Source organism: Bacillus pumilus (assembly GCF_900186955.1).
Taxonomy (GTDB): Bacteria; Bacillota; Bacilli; order Bacillales; family Bacillaceae; genus Bacillus; species Bacillus pumilus.
In genome coordinates, this window is record NZ_LT906438.1 from 3595858 (window position 1) to 3620733 (window position 24876).

Annotated in this window: 24 protein-coding genes, 1 pseudogene and 1 riboswitch; of the genes and pseudogenes, 6 read left to right on the forward strand and 19 right to left on the reverse strand. The window is 42.1% G+C overall.

The window, feature by feature from the left end; genetic code table 11:
- Positions 1-6 precede the first annotated feature (6 nt).
- Positions 7-390: a CidA/LrgA family holin-like protein gene (locus CKW02_RS18830; protein WP_003215226.1), complete on the forward strand. Its 384-nt coding sequence runs from the start codon at positions 7-9 to the stop codon at positions 388-390.
- Positions 384-1064, forward strand: coding sequence for a CidB/LrgB family autolysis modulator (locus CKW02_RS18835; RefSeq protein ID WP_095117917.1), 681 nt, complete (start codon positions 384-386; stop codon positions 1062-1064). Before CKW02_RS18830 ends, CKW02_RS18835 begins: the two co-directional genes overlap by 7 nt.
- Before the next feature lie 37 nt (positions 1065-1101).
- Here CKW02_RS18835 and CKW02_RS18840 read toward each other — a convergent pair whose 3' ends face one another.
- Positions 1102-2283: a class I SAM-dependent rRNA methyltransferase gene (locus CKW02_RS18840; protein ID WP_003214788.1), complete on the reverse strand. Its 1182-nt coding sequence runs from the start codon at positions 2281-2283 to the stop codon at positions 1102-1104.
- A gap of 118 nt (positions 2284-2401) precedes the next feature.
- On the opposite strand from CKW02_RS18840, the gene CKW02_RS18845 reads away from it, so the two are divergent.
- Positions 2402-2785, forward strand: a complete 384-nt coding sequence (locus tag CKW02_RS18845; RefSeq protein ID WP_003214664.1) for a glyoxalase GlxA — start codon at positions 2402-2404, stop codon at positions 2783-2785.
- 83 nt (positions 2786-2868) lie between these two features.
- Here the strand turns inward: CKW02_RS18845 and CKW02_RS18850 are convergent, their stop codons facing one another.
- The 3 genes from CKW02_RS18850 to CKW02_RS18860 all read right to left on the reverse strand — a co-directional run bounded on the left by CKW02_RS18850 (position 2869) and on the right by CKW02_RS18860 (position 5072).
- Positions 2869-3597, reverse strand: coding sequence for an amino acid ABC transporter ATP-binding protein (locus CKW02_RS18850; protein WP_003215369.1), 729 nt, complete (start codon positions 3595-3597; stop codon positions 2869-2871).
- The gene (locus tag CKW02_RS18855; RefSeq protein WP_003215015.1) at positions 3594-4238 is read right to left on the reverse strand and encodes an amino acid ABC transporter permease; all 645 of its coding nucleotides are present in this window, start codon (positions 4236-4238) and stop codon (positions 3594-3596) included. Before CKW02_RS18855 ends, CKW02_RS18850 begins: the two co-directional genes overlap by 4 nt.
- A 69-nt stretch (positions 4239-4307) precedes the next feature.
- Positions 4308-5072, reverse strand: coding sequence for a transporter substrate-binding domain-containing protein (locus tag CKW02_RS18860; protein ID WP_034620276.1), 765 nt, complete (start codon positions 5070-5072; stop codon positions 4308-4310).
- 526 nt (positions 5073-5598) lie between these two features.
- On the opposite strand from CKW02_RS18860, the gene CKW02_RS18865 reads away from it, so the two are divergent.
- Positions 5599-6684 (forward strand): Rap family tetratricopeptide repeat protein, encoded by a 1086-nt coding sequence (locus tag CKW02_RS18865; RefSeq protein WP_003215309.1) that lies wholly within the window; start codon positions 5599-5601, stop codon positions 6682-6684.
- Between the two features lie 19 nt (positions 6685-6703).
- Positions 6704-6844, forward strand: coding sequence for a hypothetical protein (locus tag CKW02_RS20375; protein WP_169901775.1), 141 nt, complete (start codon positions 6704-6706; stop codon positions 6842-6844).
- Positions 6845-6892: 48 nt separating this feature from the next.
- Here the strand turns inward: CKW02_RS20375 and CKW02_RS18870 are convergent, their stop codons facing one another.
- From CKW02_RS18870 to CKW02_RS18890, 5 genes are all read right to left on the reverse strand, one after another.
- Entirely contained in the window at positions 6893-7525 is a 633-nt protein-coding gene (locus tag CKW02_RS18870) for a GTP pyrophosphokinase YwaC (RefSeq protein ID WP_003215004.1), read from the reverse strand.
- Positions 7526-7619: 94 nt separating this feature from the next.
- On the reverse strand, positions 7620-8633 hold the full coding sequence (locus CKW02_RS18875) for an ABC transporter permease (RefSeq protein ID WP_003214920.1): 1014 nt from the start codon (positions 8631-8633) through the stop codon (positions 7620-7622).
- A complete protein-coding gene (locus CKW02_RS18880; RefSeq protein WP_003214731.1) occupies positions 8630-10126 on the reverse strand; it encodes a sugar ABC transporter ATP-binding protein in 1497 nt (498 codons plus the stop codon). Before CKW02_RS18880 ends, CKW02_RS18875 begins: the two co-directional genes overlap by 4 nt.
- Positions 10127-10195: 69 nt before the next feature.
- Positions 10196-11314, reverse strand: coding sequence for a sugar ABC transporter substrate-binding protein (locus tag CKW02_RS18885; protein WP_003215324.1), 1119 nt, complete (start codon positions 11312-11314; stop codon positions 10196-10198).
- Positions 11315-11482: 168 nt separating this feature from the next.
- Positions 11483-11592: riboswitch (SAM riboswitch) on the reverse strand.
- 116 nt (positions 11593-11708) lie between these two features.
- Complete coding sequence (locus tag CKW02_RS18890; protein WP_003215367.1) at positions 11709-13136, reverse strand: right-handed parallel beta-helix repeat-containing protein; 1428 nt, start codon at positions 13134-13136, stop codon at positions 11709-11711.
- Between the two features lie 368 nt (positions 13137-13504).
- Here CKW02_RS18890 and CKW02_RS18895 point away from each other — a divergent pair, with 368 nt between their 5' ends.
- Entirely contained in the window at positions 13505-14596 is a 1092-nt protein-coding gene (locus tag CKW02_RS18895; protein ID WP_003215056.1) for a branched-chain amino acid aminotransferase, read from the forward strand.
- 313 nt (positions 14597-14909) lie between these two features.
- On the opposite strand, the gene CKW02_RS18905 is transcribed toward CKW02_RS18895, so the two are convergent.
- From CKW02_RS18905 to gdhA, 10 genes and pseudogenes are all read right to left on the reverse strand, one after another.
- Entirely contained in the window at positions 14910-15308 is a 399-nt protein-coding gene (locus CKW02_RS18905) for a hypothetical protein (protein WP_003214720.1), read from the reverse strand.
- A 119-nt stretch (positions 15309-15427) separates the two neighbouring features.
- On the reverse strand, positions 15428-16756 hold the full coding sequence (locus tag CKW02_RS18910) for a 6-phospho-beta-glucosidase (RefSeq protein ID WP_003215311.1): 1329 nt from the start codon (positions 16754-16756) through the stop codon (positions 15428-15430).
- A complete protein-coding gene (locus CKW02_RS18915; protein ID WP_003215078.1) occupies positions 16753-17079 on the reverse strand; it encodes a PTS lactose/cellobiose transporter subunit IIA in 327 nt (108 codons plus the stop codon). Before CKW02_RS18915 ends, CKW02_RS18910 begins: the two co-directional genes overlap by 4 nt.
- A gap of 26 nt (positions 17080-17105) precedes the next feature.
- Positions 17106-18455, reverse strand: a complete 1350-nt coding sequence (celB, locus tag CKW02_RS18920) for a PTS cellobiose transporter subunit IIC (protein ID WP_003214998.1) — start codon at positions 18453-18455, stop codon at positions 17106-17108.
- Positions 18456-18469: 14 nt separating this feature from the next.
- Positions 18470-18775: a PTS sugar transporter subunit IIB gene (locus CKW02_RS18925; protein WP_003214824.1), complete on the reverse strand. Its 306-nt coding sequence runs from the start codon at positions 18773-18775 to the stop codon at positions 18470-18472.
- 122 nt (positions 18776-18897) lie between these two features.
- Positions 18898-20842, reverse strand: a pseudogene (locus CKW02_RS18930) (BglG family transcription antiterminator).
- A 236-nt stretch (positions 20843-21078) separates the two neighbouring features.
- Positions 21079-21693, reverse strand: coding sequence for a class F sortase (locus CKW02_RS18935; RefSeq protein ID WP_003215331.1), 615 nt, complete (start codon positions 21691-21693; stop codon positions 21079-21081).
- A 73-nt stretch (positions 21694-21766) separates the two neighbouring features.
- A complete protein-coding gene (locus tag CKW02_RS18940; protein ID WP_003214653.1) occupies positions 21767-23149 on the reverse strand; it encodes a hypothetical protein in 1383 nt (460 codons plus the stop codon).
- 126 nt (positions 23150-23275) lie between these two features.
- Positions 23276-23389 (reverse strand): hypothetical protein, encoded by a 114-nt coding sequence (locus tag CKW02_RS20525; protein WP_003214702.1) that lies wholly within the window; start codon positions 23387-23389, stop codon positions 23276-23278.
- An 83-nt stretch (positions 23390-23472) separates the two neighbouring features.
- Positions 23473-24843, reverse strand: coding sequence for an NADP-specific glutamate dehydrogenase (gene gdhA / locus CKW02_RS18945; RefSeq protein WP_003214886.1), 1371 nt, complete (start codon positions 24841-24843; stop codon positions 23473-23475).
- Between the last annotated feature and the right edge of the window lie 33 nt (positions 24844-24876).

Sequence of the window (24876 nt, forward strand, 5' to 3'; positions counted from 1 at the left end):
CAGAAAGTGAAATTGCTCAAAACGCCGCTGATTGCTGTCCTTCAGATTATGGCTTTGTTTGTTTTTGCGAAATTGATGAATGTGCTCGCGGCCTTTTTGCATTTAAGAATACCGGGTACGATTTTAGGCATTCTGGTCATTTTCTTATTACTTCATTTTAAAATCATTCAATTAAAATGGATTGAACTTGGTGCCGTATGGCTGCTCGGAGAACTGCTGCTATTCTTTATCCCATCAGCCGTTGGTGTCATTGATTATGGAACATTGATTTCTCAATCTGGTACAAGTATTGTCCTTGTCGTCTTACTGAGTACCTTTGTCGTCATGCTCTCGACTGGTATCATGACGCAAATGATTGCGAAAAGAAAGGAGCGGAAAAAGCTATGTTAGTTGGCGCACTATTTCTGATCTTAACGGTTCTTTTATATCTCGGATCAAAAGCGGTGTATAAACGGCATCCGAAGGTCTATGTCTCACCATTACTTGTGACACCGCTTGTCCTTGTCGTCTTTCTGTTAATCGTCAACATTCCTTACGATGCATACAATCAAGGCGGGAAATGGCTCACGAATATGCTTCAGCCTGCGACTGTTGCTTTTGCCATTCCTTTATATAAGTATTTTCACATTCTGAAGAAGCATGCAGCGGAAATTATTTTGAATGTGGCTTGCGGTTCTGTCATTGCGATTCTATCTACGGCATTTATCGCGAAGTTGTTTCATTTGGATACAGGCCTTATTGAAAGTCTTGTTCCAAGGTCGGTCACAACACCAGTGGCGATGAGTGTGTCAGAAATGATTGGCGGGATGCCGTCCGTTACGGCAGTATTCGTCATTTTAACCGCACTGTTTGGGTCAATCATCGGTCCAATGATCATTCGTTATTTCCGTATTGATAATGACATTGCCATGGGCGTCCTGCTTGGTACTGGTGCACACGGGGCAGGAACATCGAAGGCATTTGAAATGAGCTCCGTCTCAGGGACGATCTCAAGTGTGTCAATGATTCTTTCAGCCATAATTACATTATGTGCAGCACCTCTCCTCATGTCGTTTGCCTTATAAAAAAAGCCATTTCCTTTATCAGAAAATGGCTTTTTTCTTATGCTTGTATGAAGACAACCTTTAAATAATTTCCTTCTGGATAATTCTTCGTCGTACGGAAATCCTCAGGAAGTGTATATTCTTCAAGGATACGATAGGTTTGTCCTGATTCTTTAAAGGCCTGCGCAATAAATCCTTTGAATTTCTTCATACCAAATGCACTGCTATTCGTTGATGCCACAATGACGCCGTTCTCAGCTGTGATTTGGATAGCTTCTTTTAATAGCTTCTTATAATCCTTCGCCGCACTGAATGTGTGCTTTTTCGTGCGTGCAAAGGATGGCGGATCTAAGATGACAAGATCATAGGTCCATCCTTTTTTCGCAGCAAACGGAAAGTACTTAAAGACGTCCATGACTTTAATATCCTGCCCGTCCACAACTATATCGTTGACTTCAAACTGTTCAGATGTTTTTTTCAAACTGCGGTTTGCGACATCTACACTTGTCGTCCTGCTCGCTCCGCCAAGCGCTGCTGCCACGGAGAAAGCACCTGTGTAAGAAAATGTATTGAGCACGGTCTTTCCTTTTGCATAGCGATCTCGAATTGCTTTTCTCACATGACGTTGATCAAGAAAAATGCCTGTCATCGCACCATCATTTAAGTAAACCGCTACGTTCATGCCATTTTCTTTCACGATGAGAGGAAATTGACCTTTCTCCCCTTTTACAAAATCATCATCTTCTATATACTGTCCCGACGTATCAAATCGTTTCTTTTCATAAATGCCTTTATAGTCTGGATATACATGCTCAAGTGCAGCCAATACTTCCGCCTTGAATGTATAAACTCCTTCGCTATACCACTGGATGAGATAGAAGCCGTCATAATGATCAATCGTGAGCCCGCCAATGCCATCTCCCTCTCCGTTGAACACACGGAAAGCAGTCGTCTGTGCATCATGAAATAAATGCGTTCTGCTTTTCGCTGCCTGCTCAAGCTTGGAGACAAAAAAGGCATGGTCTATTTTTTCGTTGGCATCAAAGGTGAGTACCCAGCCGATCCCTTTATTTTGCACACCATAATACCCTTTTCCTAAAAAGGTGCCTCGCTCATCCACCCATTCAATCAGCTCGCCTTCTTTCATACCGTTTACATGCGATACAGCATCTTTAGAAATGAGCGGGTATCCCTTTTTCACTTGTTCTGCAAATGTTTGTTTTAATGAGATTTTTTTCATTCGTGTCATCCTTATCCTAAATTGACTCTCTCTATCCTATCATATGAATGTATACGTTACTTCTATTATGATAAGATGAGGAGAAAAATATCAACACACCATAGAGGAGGCTCTTTTTTTGACGACATTACGATTAGATCATACAGGTATTATGGTTTCAAATATTGATACGTCCATTGATTTTTATGAAAAAGTCGTGGGCATGAAATTAAAGGATCGCATCACTCATACAAACGGAATCATTGAGCTTGCATTTCTCGGCTTTAAAGATGAGGCAGAAACGGAAATTGAGCTCATCCAAGGGTACAGCAGCGATCTGCCATCTGAAGGAAAGGTTCACCATCTTGCCTTTACAACTGACAATATTCATGCTGAATTCAATCGTATTCAAAAGCTGCAAATCGAATTAATTGATGAAGAAATTACGACGCTACCAAATGGATACTGCTACTTCTTTTTCAGAGGGCCAGACCAAGAATGGATCGAATTCTTCCAGCGCTAATATTTCCTAGGAAATGTGGCCAGTTCCCTTTAGGCTCCGTAAAAGAAAAAGAGTAAGAGCATCCATATGCCCTTACTCTTTTTTTATAACACCTTACTAAGAAATGATTTTGTACGCTCATGCTGCGGATTTCCAAAGAGAGCCTCCGGTTTGTCTTCTTCGACAATATATCCGCCATCCATAAAGATCACGCGGTCTCCTACCTCTCTCGCAAAGCCCATTTCATGTGTGACCACAATCATTGTCATGCCTTCGACGGCTAATTGTTTCATAACTGCTAATACATCCCCGACGACTTCAGGGTCAAGAGCAGATGTCGGTTCATCGAATAATAACACTTTCGGGTCCATTGCCAAGGCTCTTGCGATGGCGACACGCTGTTTTTGTCCACCAGATAATTGGTTAGGGTAGCTTTTGGCTTTGTCTTTTAAGCCGACCTTTTCAAGCAGGTCCATCGCTTTATCGACTGCCGCCTTCTTGTCGGTACCTTTTACCTTCATCGGTGCGATCGTGATGTTTTCTAAAACGGTTTTATGAGGAAATAAATTAAAGTGCTGAAACACCATCCCCACTTCTTGTCGTACTTTATTGATATTCACCTTTGGATCTGTAATCGTATGTCCGTGGACAACGACTTCACCAGCCGTAATATCTTCTAATTTATTGAGACATCTTAGAAACGTGCTTTTGCCTGATCCAGAAGGACCAATCACACACACTACTTCCTTTTCTTCGATGACTGCATTAATATCCTTTAACACTTCGTGATCGCCAAAGGATTTCTTTAAATTTTTCACCGTAATCATACTCATTTGATATCAAATCTCCTTTCTGCGTAGCTAGCCAGTAGAGAAAGTAAATAAATGATCACGAAATAAATGATACCGACAATGAGCCAGACATTCAAAGGATCAAATGTTGCCGATGCCTGTACTTGTCCTCGCTGCATAATATCGGCAATTCCGATAATTGATAAGAGAGACGTGTCCTTCAAGCTGATGATGGCTTGGTTTGTAATTGCTGGAAGCATGCGGCGAAATGCCTGTGGAAGGACGATAAAGCGCATGTTTTGTCCCCCTGTAAAACCTAAGGAACGCGCAGCTTCTGTTTGTCCTTTATCAATGGACTGAATCCCAGCACGAATAATTTCTGAGAAATAAGCTCCTGCATTAATCGCTACTGTAATAATCCCTGCCGGCACTCGATCAAGCGATATGAATTCAAGTGTATTCAAACCAAAGTAAATGAAGAATAGCTGTACGATAAATGGTGTGCCTCGGATGGCATTGACAAAGACAAGTGCGATGAAATTTAAGATTTTAAAAGGTGACAGACGGAATAATGCCACTATTAAACCGATGATAAATCCTAAAATGATGGCAACAACAAAGATATATAAAGTGGTTTGCAAACCATCCATTAAATACGGAAATGCATTAATAATCGTGTCCATGTTTCTCCCTCCCTAATTCACATACGACGCATCATAAAGAAAGCGCGCTCGGAGCGCGCCTCGCTTGTATTATGACTTCAAATATTTATCAATAATTTTGTCATATTCACCATTTTTCTTTAGGTTCTCTAGACCTTTATTGATCTTTTTCAATAGGTCTTGGTTTTTCCCCTTCATCACAGAGATACCATACTGGTCTCCATTCAATCGGTCTCCAACTGTTTTCAATTTTAAATCTTGCTGTGCAATTGCATACGTAATGACAGGATAATCCTCAATTAAGGCATCTGCATTTCCGTTTGAAACTTCTTGGAACATCGATGGGCTGTCATTAAATTGAACCACTTCATACCCATATTTATCTGCGTTATCTGATGCAAATTTTGCACCCGTCGTCCCATTTTTAACAGCTAGCTTTTTCCCCTTTAAATCATCAATTGATTTAATGCTGCTGTCTTTTTTCACAACAACTGTCAGTCCAGCGTCGAAGTATGGGTCTGAGAAATCTACCTTCTTCTTACGCTCATCTGTAATACTCATTCCGCCCATCCCTACATCAAGCTGGCCTGCCTGCATTGCTGGGATAATGCCTGAGAAATCCATAGCTTCCAGCTTCACTTTGAAGTCTTGGTCTTTCGCGATGGCGTTAATTAGATCTACGTCTATCCCTTCAGTTTTACCGCCCTTTTCAAATTCAAACGGCGGATATGTTACATCTATCCCTATTTTATATGTGCCTTTGCCTTCTCCCGAACCGCTGTCCGATTTTGATCCACAGGCTGCCATGACGAGCACAACTATGAGTCCCATGATCAGTAACATCGATTTTTTCATAAAACACGACCCCCTATTGTCAGTTTTGTCTAAATATTCGCAATACCAATAATACTATACCACGCTAAAGCTATAGTGTGTGATGTTTTTTATCAATACCAAAGATCCATACAATCCTAGATCAAAAGTCTCTTCAAATTTTACTTTTTTGCGAATAACTCATTTTATTCTAAAAGAAGAGCGATTCACAATCATAATGTGAGATAATCTCACAAAAAACGAGATACCACCTTGAAAACCGCCGTTTTTTCTAACATACGAAAACAAACGCTTGAATGATCTTCTTCTCTCTATTGATATCGTAATATATCTTCTCTAAAACCCTCTTTTTACCTAAAAATATGTAAGCGTGTACAAAAGGCACATGATCCCTATTTCTTTCACAACTGGTTGAATTTACATCAAAAAACATGTTTTACAAATTGCGAGAGAGCGCTTAAAATATAAGAAGATACTGAATATGGAAAGTGAATTCAGATGAACGGAAATCGAACGAGATGGATAGATGAAGAAAGGAGGATATAAATTGGCAGAAACAGGTGTTTTGTCGTCCGTTGATGTAGCGAATATGTTAAATGACTGGTATGTCATGATGAAAAAAAGAGAAATACAAGGTGCGATCAAGCTAAAAGAAGAGATTCTTCAAGCGTTTGATCGCATGGAAGAGAATCAAGATGTCCTACTTTACTATCAATTGCTAGAGTACCGTTTTAAGGATCTCATTGAAGATACAGCTTCGCTGGATCACAGTCTTTTTGTTGATGAAAATGCAATCCGTACAGATGACATGCTCAGCTACTATTTCTATTTCTTTAAAGGGATGTATGAAATGCGCAGAGGCAATCAGGATACGGCATTTCACCTTTTAAAATTGGCAGAGGATAAATTAGATCTCGTCCACGATGACATTGAAAAAGCAGAATTTCATTATAAAACAGGGTGTCTTTACTATAATATAAGATCCACGCTCCTCTCTATACACCACTTGAAAATGGCTTCATCTATTTATGACGCAGATCCATGTTATGTGAAAAAATCAATCAGCTGTCAAATGATGCTCGCTTTGAATTATGCTGATCAATCAAAATATGATGAGGCAGAGTCATTATTTGAAGAAGTGATTCATTCACTAGAACAAATGGAAGACCCAGATTTACTTGGTCACGCGTATTGCAATGCAGCTTTTATTAAAAGTCTTAGAAATGAATACAGTGAAGCTGTGCCGCTCCTAGAAAAGGCTTTATTGATCGAGACATTTGAAACGTCTTCTCCAGGCGGCTACTTACTTGCCATGTATGCCTACACAAAAGCACTATTCAAGCTGAAAAAGCCTGGTTTGTTCCACTATTATGTGCAGCTTTCACTTCAAAAAGCAGAAAATTTAAAACAACGAAACATTTCTCTTAAATTATCTATTTTAGAAACGCTTATGCTTCAGCAAGACAACATGATAGAGCAAATCAAGTCTTATTGTGATCAATTAGAATCTATGAATTTTCTTGTCGATCTTGAAGCCATCTGTCAGGATGCAGCTGCTTACTTAACAGAAATTGGACTTCATGAAGAATCCACTTATTTCTGGAACAAGGCGTTGTCCTTAAAAACTTGTTAAGAATATGGAGTGATGTATGATGAAAAAATGGCTTATCACAACTGCGATTTTGACACTCTTGATAACAGGTGTTTCTATTGGCGCTTCTATCCAAAAAGAGAGCCAATCTGCACAATCTCAAGATATCATTCAAAAGAGAGACCGCGGCACCAATCCTTAAACAAGAAAAAGAGTAGCTGTGAATATCGCAGCTGCTCTTTTTTATACGTTAATCGATTTCTCGTTTAATATTTTGCATTTTTTCATCTAAGTAATGGGCGATATCTGCCGCTTCCTTTAATTCATCGGTTAGCTGATGAGGGACATCGTTTTGCAGTTTATAATAGATTTTATGTTCAAGGCTCGCCCAAAAATCCATCGCTATGGTCCGCACCTGAATCTCAACCTTCACATGCTCCACACGATTCGTTAAGTACACAGGGATTTCCACAATTAAATGCAGACTTCTGTAGCCATTTGGTTTTGGATGTTGAATGTAATCCTTCACTTCAAGGATTTTTAGATCCTCTCTTTGCCTCAATACATCCATAATATTATAGATATCTTGAATAAAGGAGCAGATGATACGGACACCTGCGATATCATGAATATACTCCTTGGCACATTGTGTTGTGATGTCGCATCCTTTTCTTGCTAATTTATTTACAATGCTTTCAAAGGATTTGATCCGTGATTTTGTATGCTCTATTGGATTGTGGCCATGGATTAAATTATATTCCTGGCTAATGATTGAAAACTTCGTATCCATTTCATCTAATGCAAATTTATATACTAATAATTCATTTTTCCAGTCTTCCATGACGTTCTTCAAATCTTCTACATGAGTTGCTGACATATTCATTTCTTTTTGTCATCTCCTTTTGGGAAACGGCGGCAGCACCGCTTTCCGTTTACTAGACGGAGACGGGACTCGAAAGGTTTTAAAAAATACGTCGTCAGCCTCGCTGTTTATAATATGTCAACGCCAGCGCAAGGGCGAGTACAGAGCCTTTCACAATATCCATCGCATAATAAGGGACAGACATCATCACAAGTCCATTTTGCAAAATACCGATGAGCACAGCCCCAATAAAAGTACCAAATGCATTTGGTTTTCCTGCTCCCATGACGGAAAAACCGATAAAAGCTGCCGCTACGCCATCCATTAAATATGGTGTGCCCGCATTTATTTCCGCTGTCATTACCCTTGATGCCAGCACAATACCGCCGATTGCTGCAAATAAAGCCGAAAGCAGATATGCCGCGATTTTATATTTATTCACATGAATACCGGACAATCGAGCTGCTTCCTTATTCCCTCCAATGATGTACATATATCGTCCGTGCTTTGTGTAGGTCATGAAAACATGTGCAAATAGCACAATCACTGCCATTAAGAGAATGATATATGGCACCTGTCCGATTTTGCTGAAAAAGGCAGGGATTGTACCCGTTGAGAATGTACCATCAGGCAGCACCATGTTTTCAGAAATGGTCGCCCCTTTCGTATACGTCTGAGCCAGCCCTTGAATAATAAACATCATGGCTAATGTCATGAGCATATCTGGAATTTTCATTTTGACAATCATCAAGGCATTGAGTAAACCAACAATAAGGGCAGCCGCTAGCGCAGAGAGGATCGCAATCAGCGGGTTTTGCGAAAACCACACAAACATAGAAATCACAATTGCATTCGATAACGTTGCGACTGATCCGACCGATAAATCAAAGCCGTTGACTGCCAAGGAGATGGTAAGGCCCACCGCAATAATGGTCACAATGGAGATAGACCGTAAAATATTGATAATATTCCCTGATTGCAAAAACGCTGGATTCGCTGCCGCAAATACCACAATCAATACAGCAATGGTTAAGATCGTGCCATATCGATAAAAGAAATCAAATAGATGAAAGGATGGCCGCTGTTTTTTCGTTTGCTGCACAGGGGCTGGAATTTGTTGTTCACTCATGATTGTCCTCCTGTTGAATGATATAAAAGCTCTTCCTCAGTCGTTGGGGCAGTCATTTCCCGGGCAATGCTGCCATCATACAGCACATAGACTCGGTCTGCGATCCCTGCAATCTCCGACAGCTCACTTGACGCATAAATCACAGATTTCCCGCGGGCGGCAAGCTCTGCAATCAGCGTGAAAATATCTTTTTTCGCTCCAACGTCAACACCTTTAGTTGGTTCATCAAAGAGATAGACATCCGCTTCAGCCAGCAGCCATTTTCCGATAGCAATCTTCTGTTGATTTCCACCGGATAGATGCTTCACCTTTGCTTCAAGAGATGGGGTTTTGACACCTAGTCGTTTGACGATTTCGTTTGCTTTCCGCTTTTCCTTCGAACGATGTAAAAAGCTGAACACGCTTGAGAATGAACGAAGACTTGCGGCCGTTAAGTTCCACCCCACGCTCTCTTCTGTCAGAATCCCTTCCTTTCTCCGTTCTTCTGGCACAAGGGCCATTCCAGCTCTCACGGCTTGATGAGGCGATGTGATGCGAACGGTTTGACCATGAAGCTTCACAGTCCCTGTCGTTTTTTCTGAGGCGCCGAAAAGGGCTTTACACAATTCCGTTTTTCCAGCACCGACAAGGCCCGCAATTCCGAGAATTTCACCCTTTTTCACATGAAGATGAATATTGCGTAATTTATGCTGGTCGTTTAGCTGCTTCACTTCAAGGGCAATAGGTGCATCCTTCAACGGTGTACGGAGCGGGAATTGCTCCTCTAATGGCGCACCTAGCATTTCTTCAATGATCTGCTGCGGATTTGTATTTTGAACAAGATGAGCTGCGACATCGGTTCCATTTCGCATCACTGTCAGTTCATCACAAATGGTGAAAATTTCAGGCATGCGATGAGAGATAAACACAATGCCCGTTCCATTCTGTTTCAGCCGGTCAATCATTGAAAATAATTTGTTTGTTTCTGTATGACTTAGCGGAGCTGTTGGTTCATCTAAAATTAAAATGCTACATTTGATTGAAACGGCTTTGGCGATGAGCACCATCTGTTTTTCCGCAAGGGTCAGATCACTTACAAGGCGTTTTGTGGAGATGTCGATGTCCAGTTCTTTTAATCGTTGAGCTGCCTTACGGTGCAGCTCTTTCCATTCGACAAATGTTTTTTTCTCAATCTGATGCATCATCATATTCTCACCAACACTTAAGTAGGGAACGAGAGCTGTATCCACTTCTTGATGAACCGTCTGCACACCATATGAGGCCGCATCCTTTGGGGTTTGAATCGATGCCGCCTGACCATTGATTTGGATGCTTCCTTCATAGTGCGAATGAGCGCCAGAAAGAACTTTCATTAACGTGGACTTCCCAGCACCATTCGCTCCAATCAGTGCATGAACTGTCCCTTTTTTTAATGTGAAATTCACTTGATCTAACGCTTTTACTCCTGGGAATTCAATCGAAATATGTTTCATACAAACTAACGGCGAAGTCATAGATGTCCTCCTTCTCATGATCATCATCTGAAAAACGAAACACCCTCTATAGAAGAGAGTGCACGGCGTTTATTTTGAATAATGCTTCTTCAAGGTCTTCATCCAATCTTCTTCAAAGGCAGTAGATGAACCGAACCCCTTCACTTCGTCTGCAAGATTGACCATATTGATGGCCTTTCCTGATTGTTGAAGCTGTTTTTGTGAGATGAGAGAGGCCTCAAGGTCATAGGAAGACGGGGTTTTCTCACCCGCAATTTTCTTCGCAAGAATTCTCACGTCAACTGCGCCAATGAGCTTCGGATCAACCGCTGCTGTGTACTTCCATGGACTGTCTTTTGCTGTCATTTCTTGAAGATCCGCATTTGACACATCAATCCCATAAATCTTCACTTCTGTTCTTCCTGCTTCCTTTAGCGCTCTTGCTGCGCCAATGGCAAAGGCATCCCACGTAGCAAAAATAGCGTCAAGTTTGCCCTTTGGATATTTATTCAGCATCGCTGCCACTGCATTTTGTGTTTGAACAGACGTATCAGAGGAGGCAATACCAAAGCGGTCAAGTTCCTTGATCCCTGCATGTTGTTTGAGCGTTTCTTGATAGACCTTGTTCCGTCTCACCATTGGCGGGAATCCATCTACCCAGAGGTACGCAATATTTGCTGTTCCTTTAAAGTCAGACACGAGTGCGTCTAGTGATTTTTCCGCTAATTGTTCGTCATCTTGAGACGTCACTGTGACCCCTTTGATGTCCTTCAGCTTAGGATTTGAATCGAACGCTACGACTGGAATACCCTTCGCTGTGATCTTTTTCACGTCAGCGACGGTCGCCTCGTCGTCCCCATGAGAGATGATAAAGCCATCATAATTTTCTTCCAGCGCCTGAGAGATCGCGTCATGGAACTTCGCTGTATCTCCATTTGCGGTGTAGACATCTACCGTAAAGCCAAGCGCTTCACCTTCTGCCTTCGTCCCAGCTAAAAACTGCGCTGTATGATCATCTCCTCCAATTTTACGAATGACTTTAATTTTTGCTCCCTGTCCCTTTGCAAATCGCTTCGGTACATTGTCAAAGGAGACCTTTTCGTTCGCATTTGTCTTTGAGCCTGCACTTGATCCAGTGCCGCAGCCTGTTAATAGGACGGTCAATACCGTTAATAATATAAGACAAGATGTAAAATAGTTACGCTTCATTGCTGTTCCTCCTCAAGTTGTTTTTATTTTTCACATCGGAAAACTAGGTAAAAATGTGGGAAAACGCCAGTAAACTGTTCTTTCATTTGAAAAAGAGACGAAAAAAAGCCTCTCTTGGAAAGAGAGGCTTGATCACCGTTGCATGAAACATGTATCGGGATTCTTCCTCTCTTATCTGTCAAAGCTGTAACAGCTTTGCAGGAATTAGCACCAATTTCTATAGTAGAAACGGTTGCCGGGCGTCATAGGGCCAGTCCCTCTGCCTCTCTTGATAAGAGATCCGTTATGAAATTTTGTTTTCGTTGAAATGTCTTCTTTACTTTAATGTGATGTCACATCAATGTCAATGATTTTTTTGAAAATTTAAAACAATGAGTTTGCGATTCAGACTTGCTTAATTTCCGATGATTTTCTTAGCAGGTGATGACTTCTTCAGGCGAAAATCATATTTTTTCTCATTCATAAATTGTGGATTGAGATGTGCTGATCCTTTATCTTGACCGCTTTTAGAGAGATACGTTTTGTAGCCTTCCATCCATTTCCCGCGCCATACCCACTGTGATGCTTTTGCACCTTTGCGGTCGTCATATACGTTCTTCTGGAAGATATTCTTTTGATTTACTCCATAAAGATTCACGACTAAATAATGCGAGGCACTCGCTGTCATGATATTGCTCGTGATTCGATTGTTCACGGCTTGATATTGCATCAACAATTGACCGCCTTCTAAGCCGGCTGTGTCATTTTTGTATAAAATATTATGTGAGATCGTCGTATTTGTTGTTCCGCCTCGCTTTTTATCATAGCCGCCAATTGAAATGCCTGTATAACGGTTCAAATACACTTGATTGTGTTCGATGCGAATACGATCTGCCATTTTTCCTTTATGTTCACTTGTGACTTCAATCCCTAGGTCATTGTGATGTGTGATGTTATGATCAATCACAATGTCCTTCCCGCCATCCACATAAATTCCGCCAGCGGAGATGTCTTTGCCATAGGCTGGATTTCCTACACTCGTAATCTCATACACTTTGTTTCTAGATACGACACCATTTCTGACTTGATCGTACTTTTTAGAAGGTGCTACGTTCTCAAAACCAATTAAATCAATGCCTATATTATCCGTGTGGCGGACGGTGTTATGTGTCACACGGAACTTTTTGACGTTCCCATTGAGCACAAGCGCTTCACTGAAGCCAAGCTTTAATTTTTCAACAGTGTTTCCTTTGATTTCAATGTCTTCAATGGCTGCAGGAGCTTTTGTTCCATAGACCGCAATACCGTGCGCATTCCCATTTTTGTGTGTCGTCTGAATGTCATACACTCGGTTGTTGAGAAGTTTGACGCCTTTCCCGCTTCCTTTGATGAAAATACCGACTGGGGTCAGATCTTCCTTATTCGTCTTGAGATGTCCCACCGTCAGACCTTTGAGGGTAATGTAACTTTTTTGATCGATCGTGACAAGACCGCCATCTGCTTGATTTCCTTTTAGTGAAGCCCCGCTAATGACAGGTTTTTCTTTTCCGTAAGCTTGAAAGATAACAGGTGCTTTCTTTGTCCCTGAATGGCGAACAATCAATTTCTCTTTGTATGTGCCGCCTCTCACGTAAATGATTGCACCAGCTCTCGCCATACTTGCCGCTTTTTTCAGCGTGCGAAAAGGTTTTTGCTTCGTTCCTGGGCTTTTGTCATTCCCGTTTGTCGCCACGTAATAGGCAGTTCCCTGCTTGGCGCCAGCCTCCTCTGTCATCGCTTGACAGCCGAAGCTGATCACGGTCATGAATAAAATGAGTAAAATGCCTGGTATCGCTCGTTTCATCTTGTTGTTTGCTCCTTTCACTTCTCTTCTTTCTTTATCGGTTAAAAAAAAGAGGATTAAAATATGACAATGCCCCTTGCAATGTACTAGTCAAAAGGTGTATGGTTGAAAGAATATCTTACAGGTAATTTATCCGCTTTTAAATTGTCAGATTAATCAGTTAATAATGTATTTGGATTTTATTTCTTTATTAAAAAGGGGTGACATGAGGCAGACTGACGGCAGAGAGAAGGAAAGCGCTTTAACAGATATTTCTTGTCTGAATTCCAGAAAACCTATTGCTAATATTTTGTGAAGGTATAGAATAGAATCATAATTATTTCATATTATTAGAATTTTCAAATAATCAAACAGCAAGGAGATTTACGATGCCAAAACAACCCATCCGCGTTGAACTTAGTTCAACAAAAAAACCAAAACCTCAATCTGATCAACTTGAATTCGGAAAAATCTTCACAGATCACATGTTTGTGATGGATTATTCCATTGATCAAGGCTGGTATGATCCAAGAATTATCCCTTATCAGGCCATTCCAATGGACCCAGCTTCGATGGTCTACCATTATGGGCAATCTGTTTTTGAAGGCTTGAAGGCTTATGTTTCTGAGGATCAGAAAATTCTCTTATTCCGTCCGGAAAAGAACATGGAACGCTTAAACAGATCCAATGACCGCCTGTGTATCCCGCAAATTGATACGGAAACGGTTTTAGAGGGCTTAAATGAACTCATTCGCATTGATAAGGATTGGGTACCTGATGCAGAAGGCACTTCCTTGTATATCCGTCCATTCATTATTTCCACTGAGCCGTATTTAGGCGTTGCGCCGTCAAGCACATATAAGCTGCTCATTATCCTATCTCCAGTGGGGTCTTACTATAAAGAAGGCATCCATCCTGTCAAAATTGCCGTTGAAAACGAATTTGTCCGTGCCGTTAAAGGCGGAACAGGAAATGCCAAAACAGCTGGAAACTACGCCTCAAGCCTCAAGGCACAGCAAGTTGCTGAAACGAAAGGTTTTTCACAAGTTCTTTGGCTTGATGGAGTTGAGAAAAAGTACATTGAAGAAGTCGGGAGTATGAATATTTTCTTTAAAATCAATGGAGAAATCGTGACGCCTGAATTGAACGGCAGCATTTTAGAAGGCATCACACGTAACTCTGTACTTGAGCTATTAAAACACTGGGGAATTCCAGTGACAGAGCGTAAAATTTCGATTGATGAGTTAATTGAAGCACATCAATCAGGCGAGCTTGAAGAAATCTTTGGAACTGGAACAGCGGCCGTCATCTCTCCTGTCGGGGAATTAATTTATCACGATCAGCCATATGTGATTCAAGATGGTCAAACAGGTGAAGTATCGAAGAAATTGTATGAAGCCATTACGGGTATTCAAAAAGGAACACAACCAGATATCTTCGGCTGGACAGTAGAAGTCGATTCGGTCGTCAAACAAGCTTAAGCATGTAAAAGAACCTTTCAATCATGAAGGGTTCTTTTTTTGTTTATTTACCTCTCTGATATACCTTATAATGGTAATAACACATTGAGGAGTGATGGTATGTTTTTTACTTATCTACTAGCGTTCTTTGGTATTTGCATCGGATCGATCATCATCGCTACAGGTTTCGACGATTCACCGTTCCACACCCGGTTTCTATTTAAGTTTCTCGGAATTTCTATCCTTGTTCTTTCTATTACTTTTGTAAAGGTTAGACGAAAAAGGTTACGCAACAAAAAGGCGAAATAGACTTAGATGTCCAGTCAGCCTTCCATCAAATCGTGCACCAAAACAAGACCGATACACCCAAAATCGCCCCTATATATATCCACTGTTTCCCTTTGATGCTCCGCTTTCTTTCGATCAGTAAAAAAATCTCTGGTAAAAAAACGATGATGATTTCTATGATAAAGACAAGATAATAAACAAACGGCATCGGCTGAAAATCAAAGTCTCTTTCATCTCCACCAATTGTTGCGAAATACATCAACAGGTTGGTTGCTGGAATGGTAAAACAAACGAGTAGGCGAAGAACATAAATCCATACATACTGTCTATGACGAATAAGACCAATAAAAGAAGCGATGATGCCATACAAAAACAAGACCACTGTGCCATAACTCAACAGAGGTTGAACGATAAAGCCGTAAAGCATTAAACCAATTGCAACCATACTCAAACCGTCCTTTCTTTGAAGCCATACATGTTGTTTTTTACTATCATACACTTCTTTCTTGAATTTCCATATGGGGCAATGATAAAAAAACGACCCCATAAAGGGGCCATTTTGTTTTACGCTTTGACTGATTTGAAGAATTGCGGTAAATATTCACGATGTGCTTCGAGCATTTCATCTAAAATTTGCTTTGCAATTTCGTCAGAAGGGACAAGCGGATTGATCGTCATCGCTACAAGAGCCGTCTCGTAATCTCCTGTGACTGCCGCTTCTGCTGCCACACGCTCGAATGATTTGATTTGTTGAACGAGCCCTCTCACAGCTACAGGCAGATCACCCGTCGCGATTGGTTTTGGTCCGTCCTTCGTAATGATACAGTTCACTTCAACCGCTGATTCAGCCGGAATGCTGGCAATCGCCCCTCTGTTCACTGTATTGACTGGTTGGATGTCATGTTTATCATTATAGATGGAGCTGATTAAGTTACATGCCGCATCACTGTAGTACGCCCCGCCTCTTTTTTCGAGCTGCGGTGGTTTAATCGATAAATCAGGATCTTTATAGAGCTCAAATAATTCGTGCTCGACCTGCTGGACAACCTCTGCTCTTGTTCCTTTTTCTTGGGCCGCTTTTTGCTCTTCTTCCAGCATATCTTTTGTTTTATAGTAATAGCGATGATACGGACATGGGATCACTCCTAAGCCTTTTACAAAAGAAGGTTCCCAGTTTTTCGCTTCAATGTTCTTCATAGACCACTGACTATTCGGATTTCCTAATTCATCGAGTACTTGATCCATAATGCTGACCCCGTCTAAATACACGTCTAATCCATAGACCATGTGATTGAGTCCGGCAAACTGTACCTCGACCCGTTCAACATCCACATCAAGCGCCTTGGCAATCCCCATTTTTATCCCAATTGGAACATTGCATAGTCCAACTACTTTTTTTAGATTCGTGTAGCGCAGCACAGCTTCTGTGACCATGCCCGCCGGATTTGTAAAGTTCACAAGCCATGCATCTGGACAAAGCTCTTCCATATCCTTCACGATATCTAAAATGACTGGGATGGTTCGAAGGCCTTTAAATAAGCCGCCTGGTCCGTTCGTTTCCTGACCGATGACGCCATATTTAAGTGGGATTCTCTCATCCTTAGCCCGTGCTTCCAGCAGTCCTACACGAAATTGTGTTGTCACGAAATCTGCGTCCTTCAGGGCTTCCCGGCGGTCAAGCGTCAGGTGTACCTCAATCGGCAGACCGGCTTTTTCGACCATGCGTTTCGCGAGAGCACCCACGATGTTTAACTTTTCCTGACCCGCTTCAATATCCACGAGCCATAATTCCTTTATAGGCAATTCATGATATCGTTTGATAAATCCTTCGACAAGCTCAGGCGTATAGCTTGATCCTCCGCCTATTGTGACAATTTTGATTCTATCTTTCATGAATTGACACCTCCGAGTTGCTTCATTTTTTCATGGAGCTCGATGATTTCCGCCGCAAGCTCCTTGACGGTCATTGCGTTCATGAGATGATCCTGTGCATGGATCATTAAGAGGCTAATATCGGTCTTTTCTCCTCTAATTTCTCCTTGGATCAGCTCTGTCTGTGCGTGATGCGCCTCATTTAACGCGTCTTGTGCTTCCTGCAATTTTTGCTTCGCCTCATCAAAATTCCCTTGCTTTGCACATGTAATGGCCTCCATCGCAGAGCTTCTGCCATTCCCGCCGTGTAAGATGAGTTGAAACACAATTTGTTCCATTTCCATCGGCCGCATCCCCCTTGTTTCCTCTATTACATGCTGACGACATTTTCATCAGTTGTTGCATTTGTTTCTAGTTCACTTTCTTCTTTTAATTTCTGCTTATCCCACATTCTAAAGAATGGGTAGTATAAAGCGAATGACAACGCTAGGTTAATCAGCTGCATGACAGCACCTGAGATTTTGCCTCCTGTGGCGAGATAGCCTGAAATGATAGGCGGCATCGTCCATGGGACCGCAATCCCCGCCGGTTTTGCGACAAGCCCTGTGCTCATTCCGATATATGTCGTGATGATCATCATGATAGGCGTAAGGATAAACGGAATCAGAAGCATTGGATTCATAACAATCGGCATTCCAAAGATGATCGGTTCGTTGATGTTAAAGATGGCTGGCCCAATGGCAAGTCGGCCAAGCTGTTTCATTTGTTTACTTCTGGCACGTAAGATCATCGTCAGCACCAAGGCAAGCGTTGCACCGCTACCGCCGACATTGATGAAGATTTCAAAGAACTGCGCTGTGAAGATATTTGGCAGCACTTCTCCTGCTTGGAATGCGAGACGGTTCTCATCCATCGCACCGAGCCAAATTGGGCCCATGACGCCGCCGACAATGGTTGCTCCGTGAATACCACATGCCCAGAGGAGCATTTGCACACCAATGGCGACAATACTTCCGCCTAAGCTTCCACCAAGAATGGAAAGCGGTGTGCCAATTAAGACCGTGATGATATTATGAATACTCTCAAATGGTGTCATCTCAATCAAAAGTCTAGCGACCCAGATCAGCGTGATGACCACAAAACCTGGAATAAGTGCGATAAACGATTTACTCACTGCTGGCGGTACACCATCAGGCATCCTAATGACGATATTCCGCTGGACAATGAATCGGTAAATTTCAGTTGAAAGCATGGCAATAATCATGGCAACGAATAACCCTTTACTGCCCATCAATGTAACTGGAATTCCCCCACCTACTAAGATGGCTTCTGTTGAGCCTTCAGGTGTGAAAGGAACTTGATATGGTGTTGCCAAAAGGAAAGCTGCAACAGCGATCGCACCAGATGATAGGGCATCCACTGCATACTTTTCAGCAAGCCTGTAGGCAATCCCGAAGGTTGCAACAAGTGCCATAATGTCAAAGGTCGCATTAACAGGATAGGATAGTTTCGTGGCCCATTCTGCTCCGAAGATACTTGCCATAAAATCGCTGTATCCTGGGATCGGAAGGTTGGCTAAAATGAGAAACAGTGAACCGACAATAATGAGAGGCATGGTTAAAACAATTCCGTCACGCAATGCTTGTAAATGTCTTTGAGCGGCAATCTTCCCTGCAAACGGCATGACCTTCTCTTCTAGAAATCGGTTGAATCCATTCATCCCTTCCGCCCCCTTTATCCGTTCACTAACTGTTCAGCAGATTTTAAAACCTCAGCCCCATTACATACGCCGTAATGCACGGTATTGATGACGTCGACTGGAATCCCTTTTTCTTCTCCGAGCTTTTTCATTTGTGGTAATAAATATCGAACCTGTGGTCCTAATAAAAGCACATCGGCTTGATCAATATGATTTTTTGCTGAATCTCCAGATACTGCCCAAATACGATAGTCTTTTCCTTGTTCTTGTGCGCTTTTCTCCATTTTTGTGACTAGTAAGCTTGTTGACATACCTGCTGCACAAACCAATAAGATGTTCATGTGTAAACGCCCCCTTTTGAAAGTGTGTAGCTTTTCTTTACACATTCATCATATTATGAAACCGCTTTCATAAACACCTATACTTTTTCCTTTAGGTAGCGGAAAAAGTTAAGATCACATTGTTAGCTCTTGTACGAAGGGGCCTTTTTATACATGATATCGAGCATGTCTTCAAATGTATCACAGGCGATGAGATGCTGAATGAATTTCACATTGTGCACAAGCTCGCCCAGCAGACGATACATCCCTTTTAAATCTTTGGCATTCTCTTTTTCGACACAAAGCAAGCAAACAAATTGAACTTTTTTCTCTCCCCATATGATCGGTTTTTCTAATGAACAGATCGCCCAAAATGTCTCTTCTGTCAGCGGCGTCATAGGGTGCGGAATGGCTGTATAATGCCCGAAGGATGTCGGTGCAGCCTCTTCTCTTTCCATCACAGAAGGTGTAAGTTCTGCTGGTGCTAATCCCATATCGATGACTTTTTTCGTGAGAAAAGTGATGACCTCTTCCTTTGTTTGAAAGGCGCGTTTTGTAAAGACCAATTCCTTTTTCATATATTGAGAGGCCAATGTCACCCTTGTTTCACTCGTCAGGGCTTCTTCAATTTTTAAAAAGTCGCCGCCTCCCAAAATGGTGTTCACTTGTATGACTGGAATCGGTAAATCCATCTGAATCGGGACCGTTGTAATAATCAAATCCATGGCATGTAAAGAGACATGCGGAAGCGAATAAAGCTCTGCTGTTCCTAAAATGGTCAGCTTAGTCCCAAATTGTGACCGCAGACGATCCTGAAGCAGTCTTGCACTCCCTGCACCAGATGCACAGACAATGAGACATCGCTTCGGCGGAATCTCCATTTTCCTCCGCTCTAAAGCCGCACCAAAATGAAGCGCCATATATCCGATTTCATTCTCATGAATACTCAGCCCCTCCTCTTCTTCAAGGACCCTGCTGGCGATAATTCCTGCTTCAAAGGCAAGTGGATACCCCGCCTTTATTTCATCAAGCATTGGATTTCTTAAGTTCATCCCATATTTACACCGGGTCATGGCTGGCTTTAAGTGCAGACTCAGCCCAATCATTAATTCCGCATCACCGGCTAAATCAAGCTGCAGCTTTTGATCAATGGCTTGGAGCATCAGCTGGACAAGACGGCTCGTGTCATCATCCACAATTTGTTTTTGAGCGCTCGATGAAAAGGACTGCACCATTTTGGCTGTTCCTAATAAATGAATGGCGATATAGACGATCTCTTCTTGCGGAAAAGAGACGTCCAGCAGTCCTTCAAGGCATTCCACCATTTTTTTAGCCACCTCGTATTCCTTTGCCCGTGGAATCTCATTGATTTCCTCTGGCAAAACAGATACATAGTTTCCGTGTCTAATTCGTTTGCAGGCAATCGCGACATGAACGATTAAATTATTCATGCAAATGTCTGATAGATTCATTCGTTCTTCATTGATATAATCAATGATTGTTTTCTGAATCAATTCCAGTTCATGTTTTGGCAAAATGGTGACTGCCGTGTTCAGCATCGTTTGGCAGGATCGGCGTTCACTGAATAAATATTCTGACATACAATAACGAATTTTCATCTCCGATCCTTTGATCCGGCAGCCTTTATTCGGCTTCGCTTCCAGCTTCAGATCAAAGGGCTCAAGCTTGCGTTTGACCCATTTCATATCGTTACTCATCGTCGATTTACTAATAAACAGCAGCTGCTGTAAGTCTTCCAGTTTCACATAAGACTCTGCGAGAAGCAGCTTTTTTTAAAATAAACCGAACGCGCTCCTCTGGCAGAACAGCCAGCGGCTCTTCCTGTTCGACCTCCTCTTTCATAAAACGGCGAAAGGCATTCTCATCGTTGATCAACAGCTCATAACCAGCTCCTCGAACAGCTGTTACAGCCGCTTGATAAGGAGCAAGACAGTCGTTCAGTTCCTTGATGTCTGTACGAATGGTGCGGCTTGTTACTTGTAAACTGACAGAAAGCGCAGCGCTTGTGAGCGGGGTCTCCGCTGCCATGAGCTGACTTAAGATGTGCGCCAGTCTTTTACTCAGCATCAGATCGGCCTCCTTATGTAAGGGTGGAGAATCTGCCTTGTCTGGACAAGGTGTATACGCTTGCAGTTCTCTTCATTACTCATATTCTACTGAAAAGAAATAAAAATTGCCATCTCATTTATATGACAAACGCCCCTATTTATACAACAAACCCTATCCAATGACCTATGAATCTTTTGGTAGGACCGTTGGGAAACCATGAAAAAAGGCGATACACCTTCGTATCATCGCCTTTTTTATGAAGAAATCAGCTGAGTAAAGACAACCAATCTTTTTTCATGAGTCCCTGCTGCATGATCAAATGTCCCTGTACACGTGATTAAATTGAGATTCCGTGTAAAAGCATACCCGAAAAACGCATTTGGTTTTTCTTCACGCGGATAGCTTTGCACTTTGACGACTTCAAAAGTTCGCTTTTTATCTGATATGGATGTCACGATTACCTTGTTTCCCTTTTTCAGCTCCTTCAATCGATAAAAAACAGAAGGTCCCCACTTATTATCAACATGACCATTCATAACGGCATTTCCTTTATCTCCTGGCTTTGGACCATCCTTAAACCAAGCTGTGTTGTCCGTATTTTTTGGAACCCCCATACTGCCATCCTTTGATAAAGTGGTTTTCTCTATTTTTGCTTTGACATCAATCGCCGGAATCGCAATTTCAGCCGGGACAATACCGGACGGTTCGTCTTTTAACATGGCTTTTGAATGAGACTGTTTTGCGGCTTGGTTTGTTGTCATTTTTTCAGGAGATGAGGTTGTTTTAGCGGATGACGAATCATCCATCGATTTTGATGCACAGCCCGTGATGACAAGAAGCATCAGAAGACCAAACAGCCACCTTTTCAAGTCAGTCTGCCTCCTTTTAAAGAAAGGAACGGCACGATTGTGCACGCTCCCCCCTTTTTGTTTTGATATGAGCTTAATTTGATGTCTTACGACGAATTAGGAAGAACGCACCCATTGCACCGCCAGCTAGGATCAAGCTTGCGATTAATCCCGCAAATGCTTCATATGACATACCTAAAGGACCGGCTGTGCCTCCCATACCTGTTTTCGGCATTTCGTTAGGCATGTTGGATTTGAACAGTTCAGGATGCTGATCAACAATCGCTGCTGCGACATCTTGACCGACCATGAACATATGACCGTATGCTTCTCTCACTGTTGGATAAAGCTGATCATATTCGCCATTATGGTAAGACGTATATGTTTTGATCAGCTCATCAATATGCATTTTTAAGCCAGCTTCTAAATCCGCCGCCTTTAAACGGCCATCTGTCGCTTGATCTAGAAATTTCGCTTGCTTCATCCGATATGCATCCAAGTTTTTCACAGCTTTTTCTTTCGCTTCTTTGTCTCCTGATGCATCCGCTTTGACATAATCAACTAAGTAACCAATATGGCTTGACCAAATGTCTTTGAATTGTTTGCCTGCATCCTTACCATAAACAGATGCAATCGCATTAGATAAATCATTTGTATTCTCGTTCAAAGCTGCTGCTGCTTGATCAAAGTCCTTGCTACCATCATTTCCTTTTTGCATGGCAACGACCGCAAGTGCCAAATGCTCTGAGAACAAGTAGTTTAAATCTTCACGAAGATCTGCGGCTGGTGTATCGACAGATTTATGATCAAATTTCCCAGGAAATTGATCTGTGATCGCCCACGATACGCCTTTGCCTACTTCAAACATATGATGAATGGATTTTCTAACAGTCTCATAGGTCGTATCAAAATCCTTTTCTGTGTAGCTGTCAAACGCTTTTAATAGTTCGTTCACATGCATCTTCAAGCCTTCTTCAAGCTCACTTGCTTTCAACCTGCCGTCTGTTGCTTGATCGAGCATGTCGGCTTGTTTCATACGATATTGGTCAAGCTGCTTGACTGCTTTCTTTTTACCTGCCTCATCTTTCTTTGCGGTTGCTTGTACATAATCCACAAAGTAGCCGATATGGCTTGACCAAATGTCTTTGAATTGTTTCCCTGCTTTTTTTCCGTACACAGAAGCGATGGCTTCCGATAAGTCATTTGTGTTGTCATTTAGCGCTGCCGCTGCTTGTTTAAAATCTTTGCTGCCGTCAATTCCCTTTTGCATTGTGATGACTGCTAAGTAGGCATGCTCCGAAAATAACTGGTCTAGTGCTGCTCGAAGATCGGTTGCTTTGTTTGACACCTCTTGTGACGAAGATGTCTTCTTTGCCTCTCCATGCATATGTCCTTCGTGTGCACTTGCGCTATGGGCTGCCGGAAATAGTAATGCTGCGCTAAGCGGAATGGTTAAAATCGCTTTTTTCATGTTCATCTGTTTTTCCTCCTCTTTCCGTTTGTTATGTACTTAACGGAAAGAAGCATGAAATGGATCATTCAAATCTATCATCTTTTTTGTTTAGCGCACAATTCGGTCATGCTTGCATAAAAAAAAGCCGGATTATCCGGCTGATACGTTACGACGTTTAGATGCTTTCCGCTCTTTATATATTTTTCTCACCACTGGATAAATCACAGGTGCCCATTTAAAAATTTGTTTCAGCCATTTTTTCATTTCTCCCGCGCCTCCTTATTGTCATTCTTACAAGGAAGATTCCCCATCTTGTCATGAAATAAACAGGTGCGGGAGAGCAGGAGTTAAATCACGCCTTGTGCGATCATCGCATCTGCCACTTTGCGAAATCCTGCAATATTTGCTCCTACTATTAAGTTTCCAGAGTGTCCATATTCGTCTGCTGTCTCTGTACACTGACGATAAATCGTCTGCATCATTTGTTTCAGCTGATCATCTACTTCCTCAAATGTCCAAGACATTCTTGCACTATTTTGCGCCATTTCCAGCGCTGAGACACCTACCCCGCCTGCATTCGCCGCTTTTGCCGGCGCGAATAGAATATCATTCTGTTCAAAAACTTTGACTGCCTTTAGAGTAGAAGGCATATTCGCTCCTTCTCCTACCGCAATGACACCATTTTCCACGAGTTGCTGTGCCTGCATCTCAGATATTTCATTTTGCGTTGCACATGGAAGCGCAATGTCACAAGGAACAGACCAAATTTGTTCGCAATCTTCAATCAATTCAGCATGCGGGTGAATGTCTATGTATGCCCCAATCCGTTGATTGCTTACTTCCTTCAGCTGCTTCACTGTTTCAAGTGAAATGCCTTGTGGATCATAAATCGCTCCGCTTGAATCACTGCACGCAACGACCTTACCACCTAGCTCTATGACCTTTTCCATCGCATAAATAGACACATTCCCTGAGCCGGACACGACAACTGAACGTCCTTCAAATTGAAGTCCATGTGCTTTTAACATTTCTTCCATAAAGTACACCAATCCATAGCCTGTCGCTTCTTTTCTCGCTAAGCTGCCTCCAAATCCAGGGCTTTTCCCTGTGAGCACACCTGCTTCATAAGCACCACGCATTTTCTTGTACTGCCCAAACATATAACCAATTTCGCGTGCCCCTACGCCAATATCACCTGCTGGCACATCTTGATCAGGTCCAATATATCGGCTGAGCTCACTCATAAAGCTTTGAACGAAACGCATGATTTCTCCATCCGATTTCCCTTTAGGATCAAAATCTGATCCACCTTTTCCTCCACCGATCGGCATACCAGTCAGTGCGTTTTTAAAGATTTGTTCAAATCCTAAAAACTTAATAATGCTTGCATTGACAGATGGGTGGAAACGAATGCCTCCTTTATAAGGACCGATGGCACTGTTGAATTGAACCCTAAATCCCCGATTAACTTGTACTTTCCCCTCATCATCTACCCATGGTACGCGAAATACCACAAGCCGTTCAGGCTCGATGAGTCGTTCTAAAATGCCTTGTTTTTCATACTCTGGATGCTTTGCAAAAACGGGAACGAGTGATTCGAGAATTTCTCTTACGGCTTGCTGAAATTCCTCCTCACCAGGATTTCGTTTTTCCACCTCTTCTAACACACGGTCGATGTAGCTTTGTGCTGTTTGTGCTGCTCGATCTAAGGTCAACATGTCTCATCTGCCTCCTTTGTATATCTTCACACA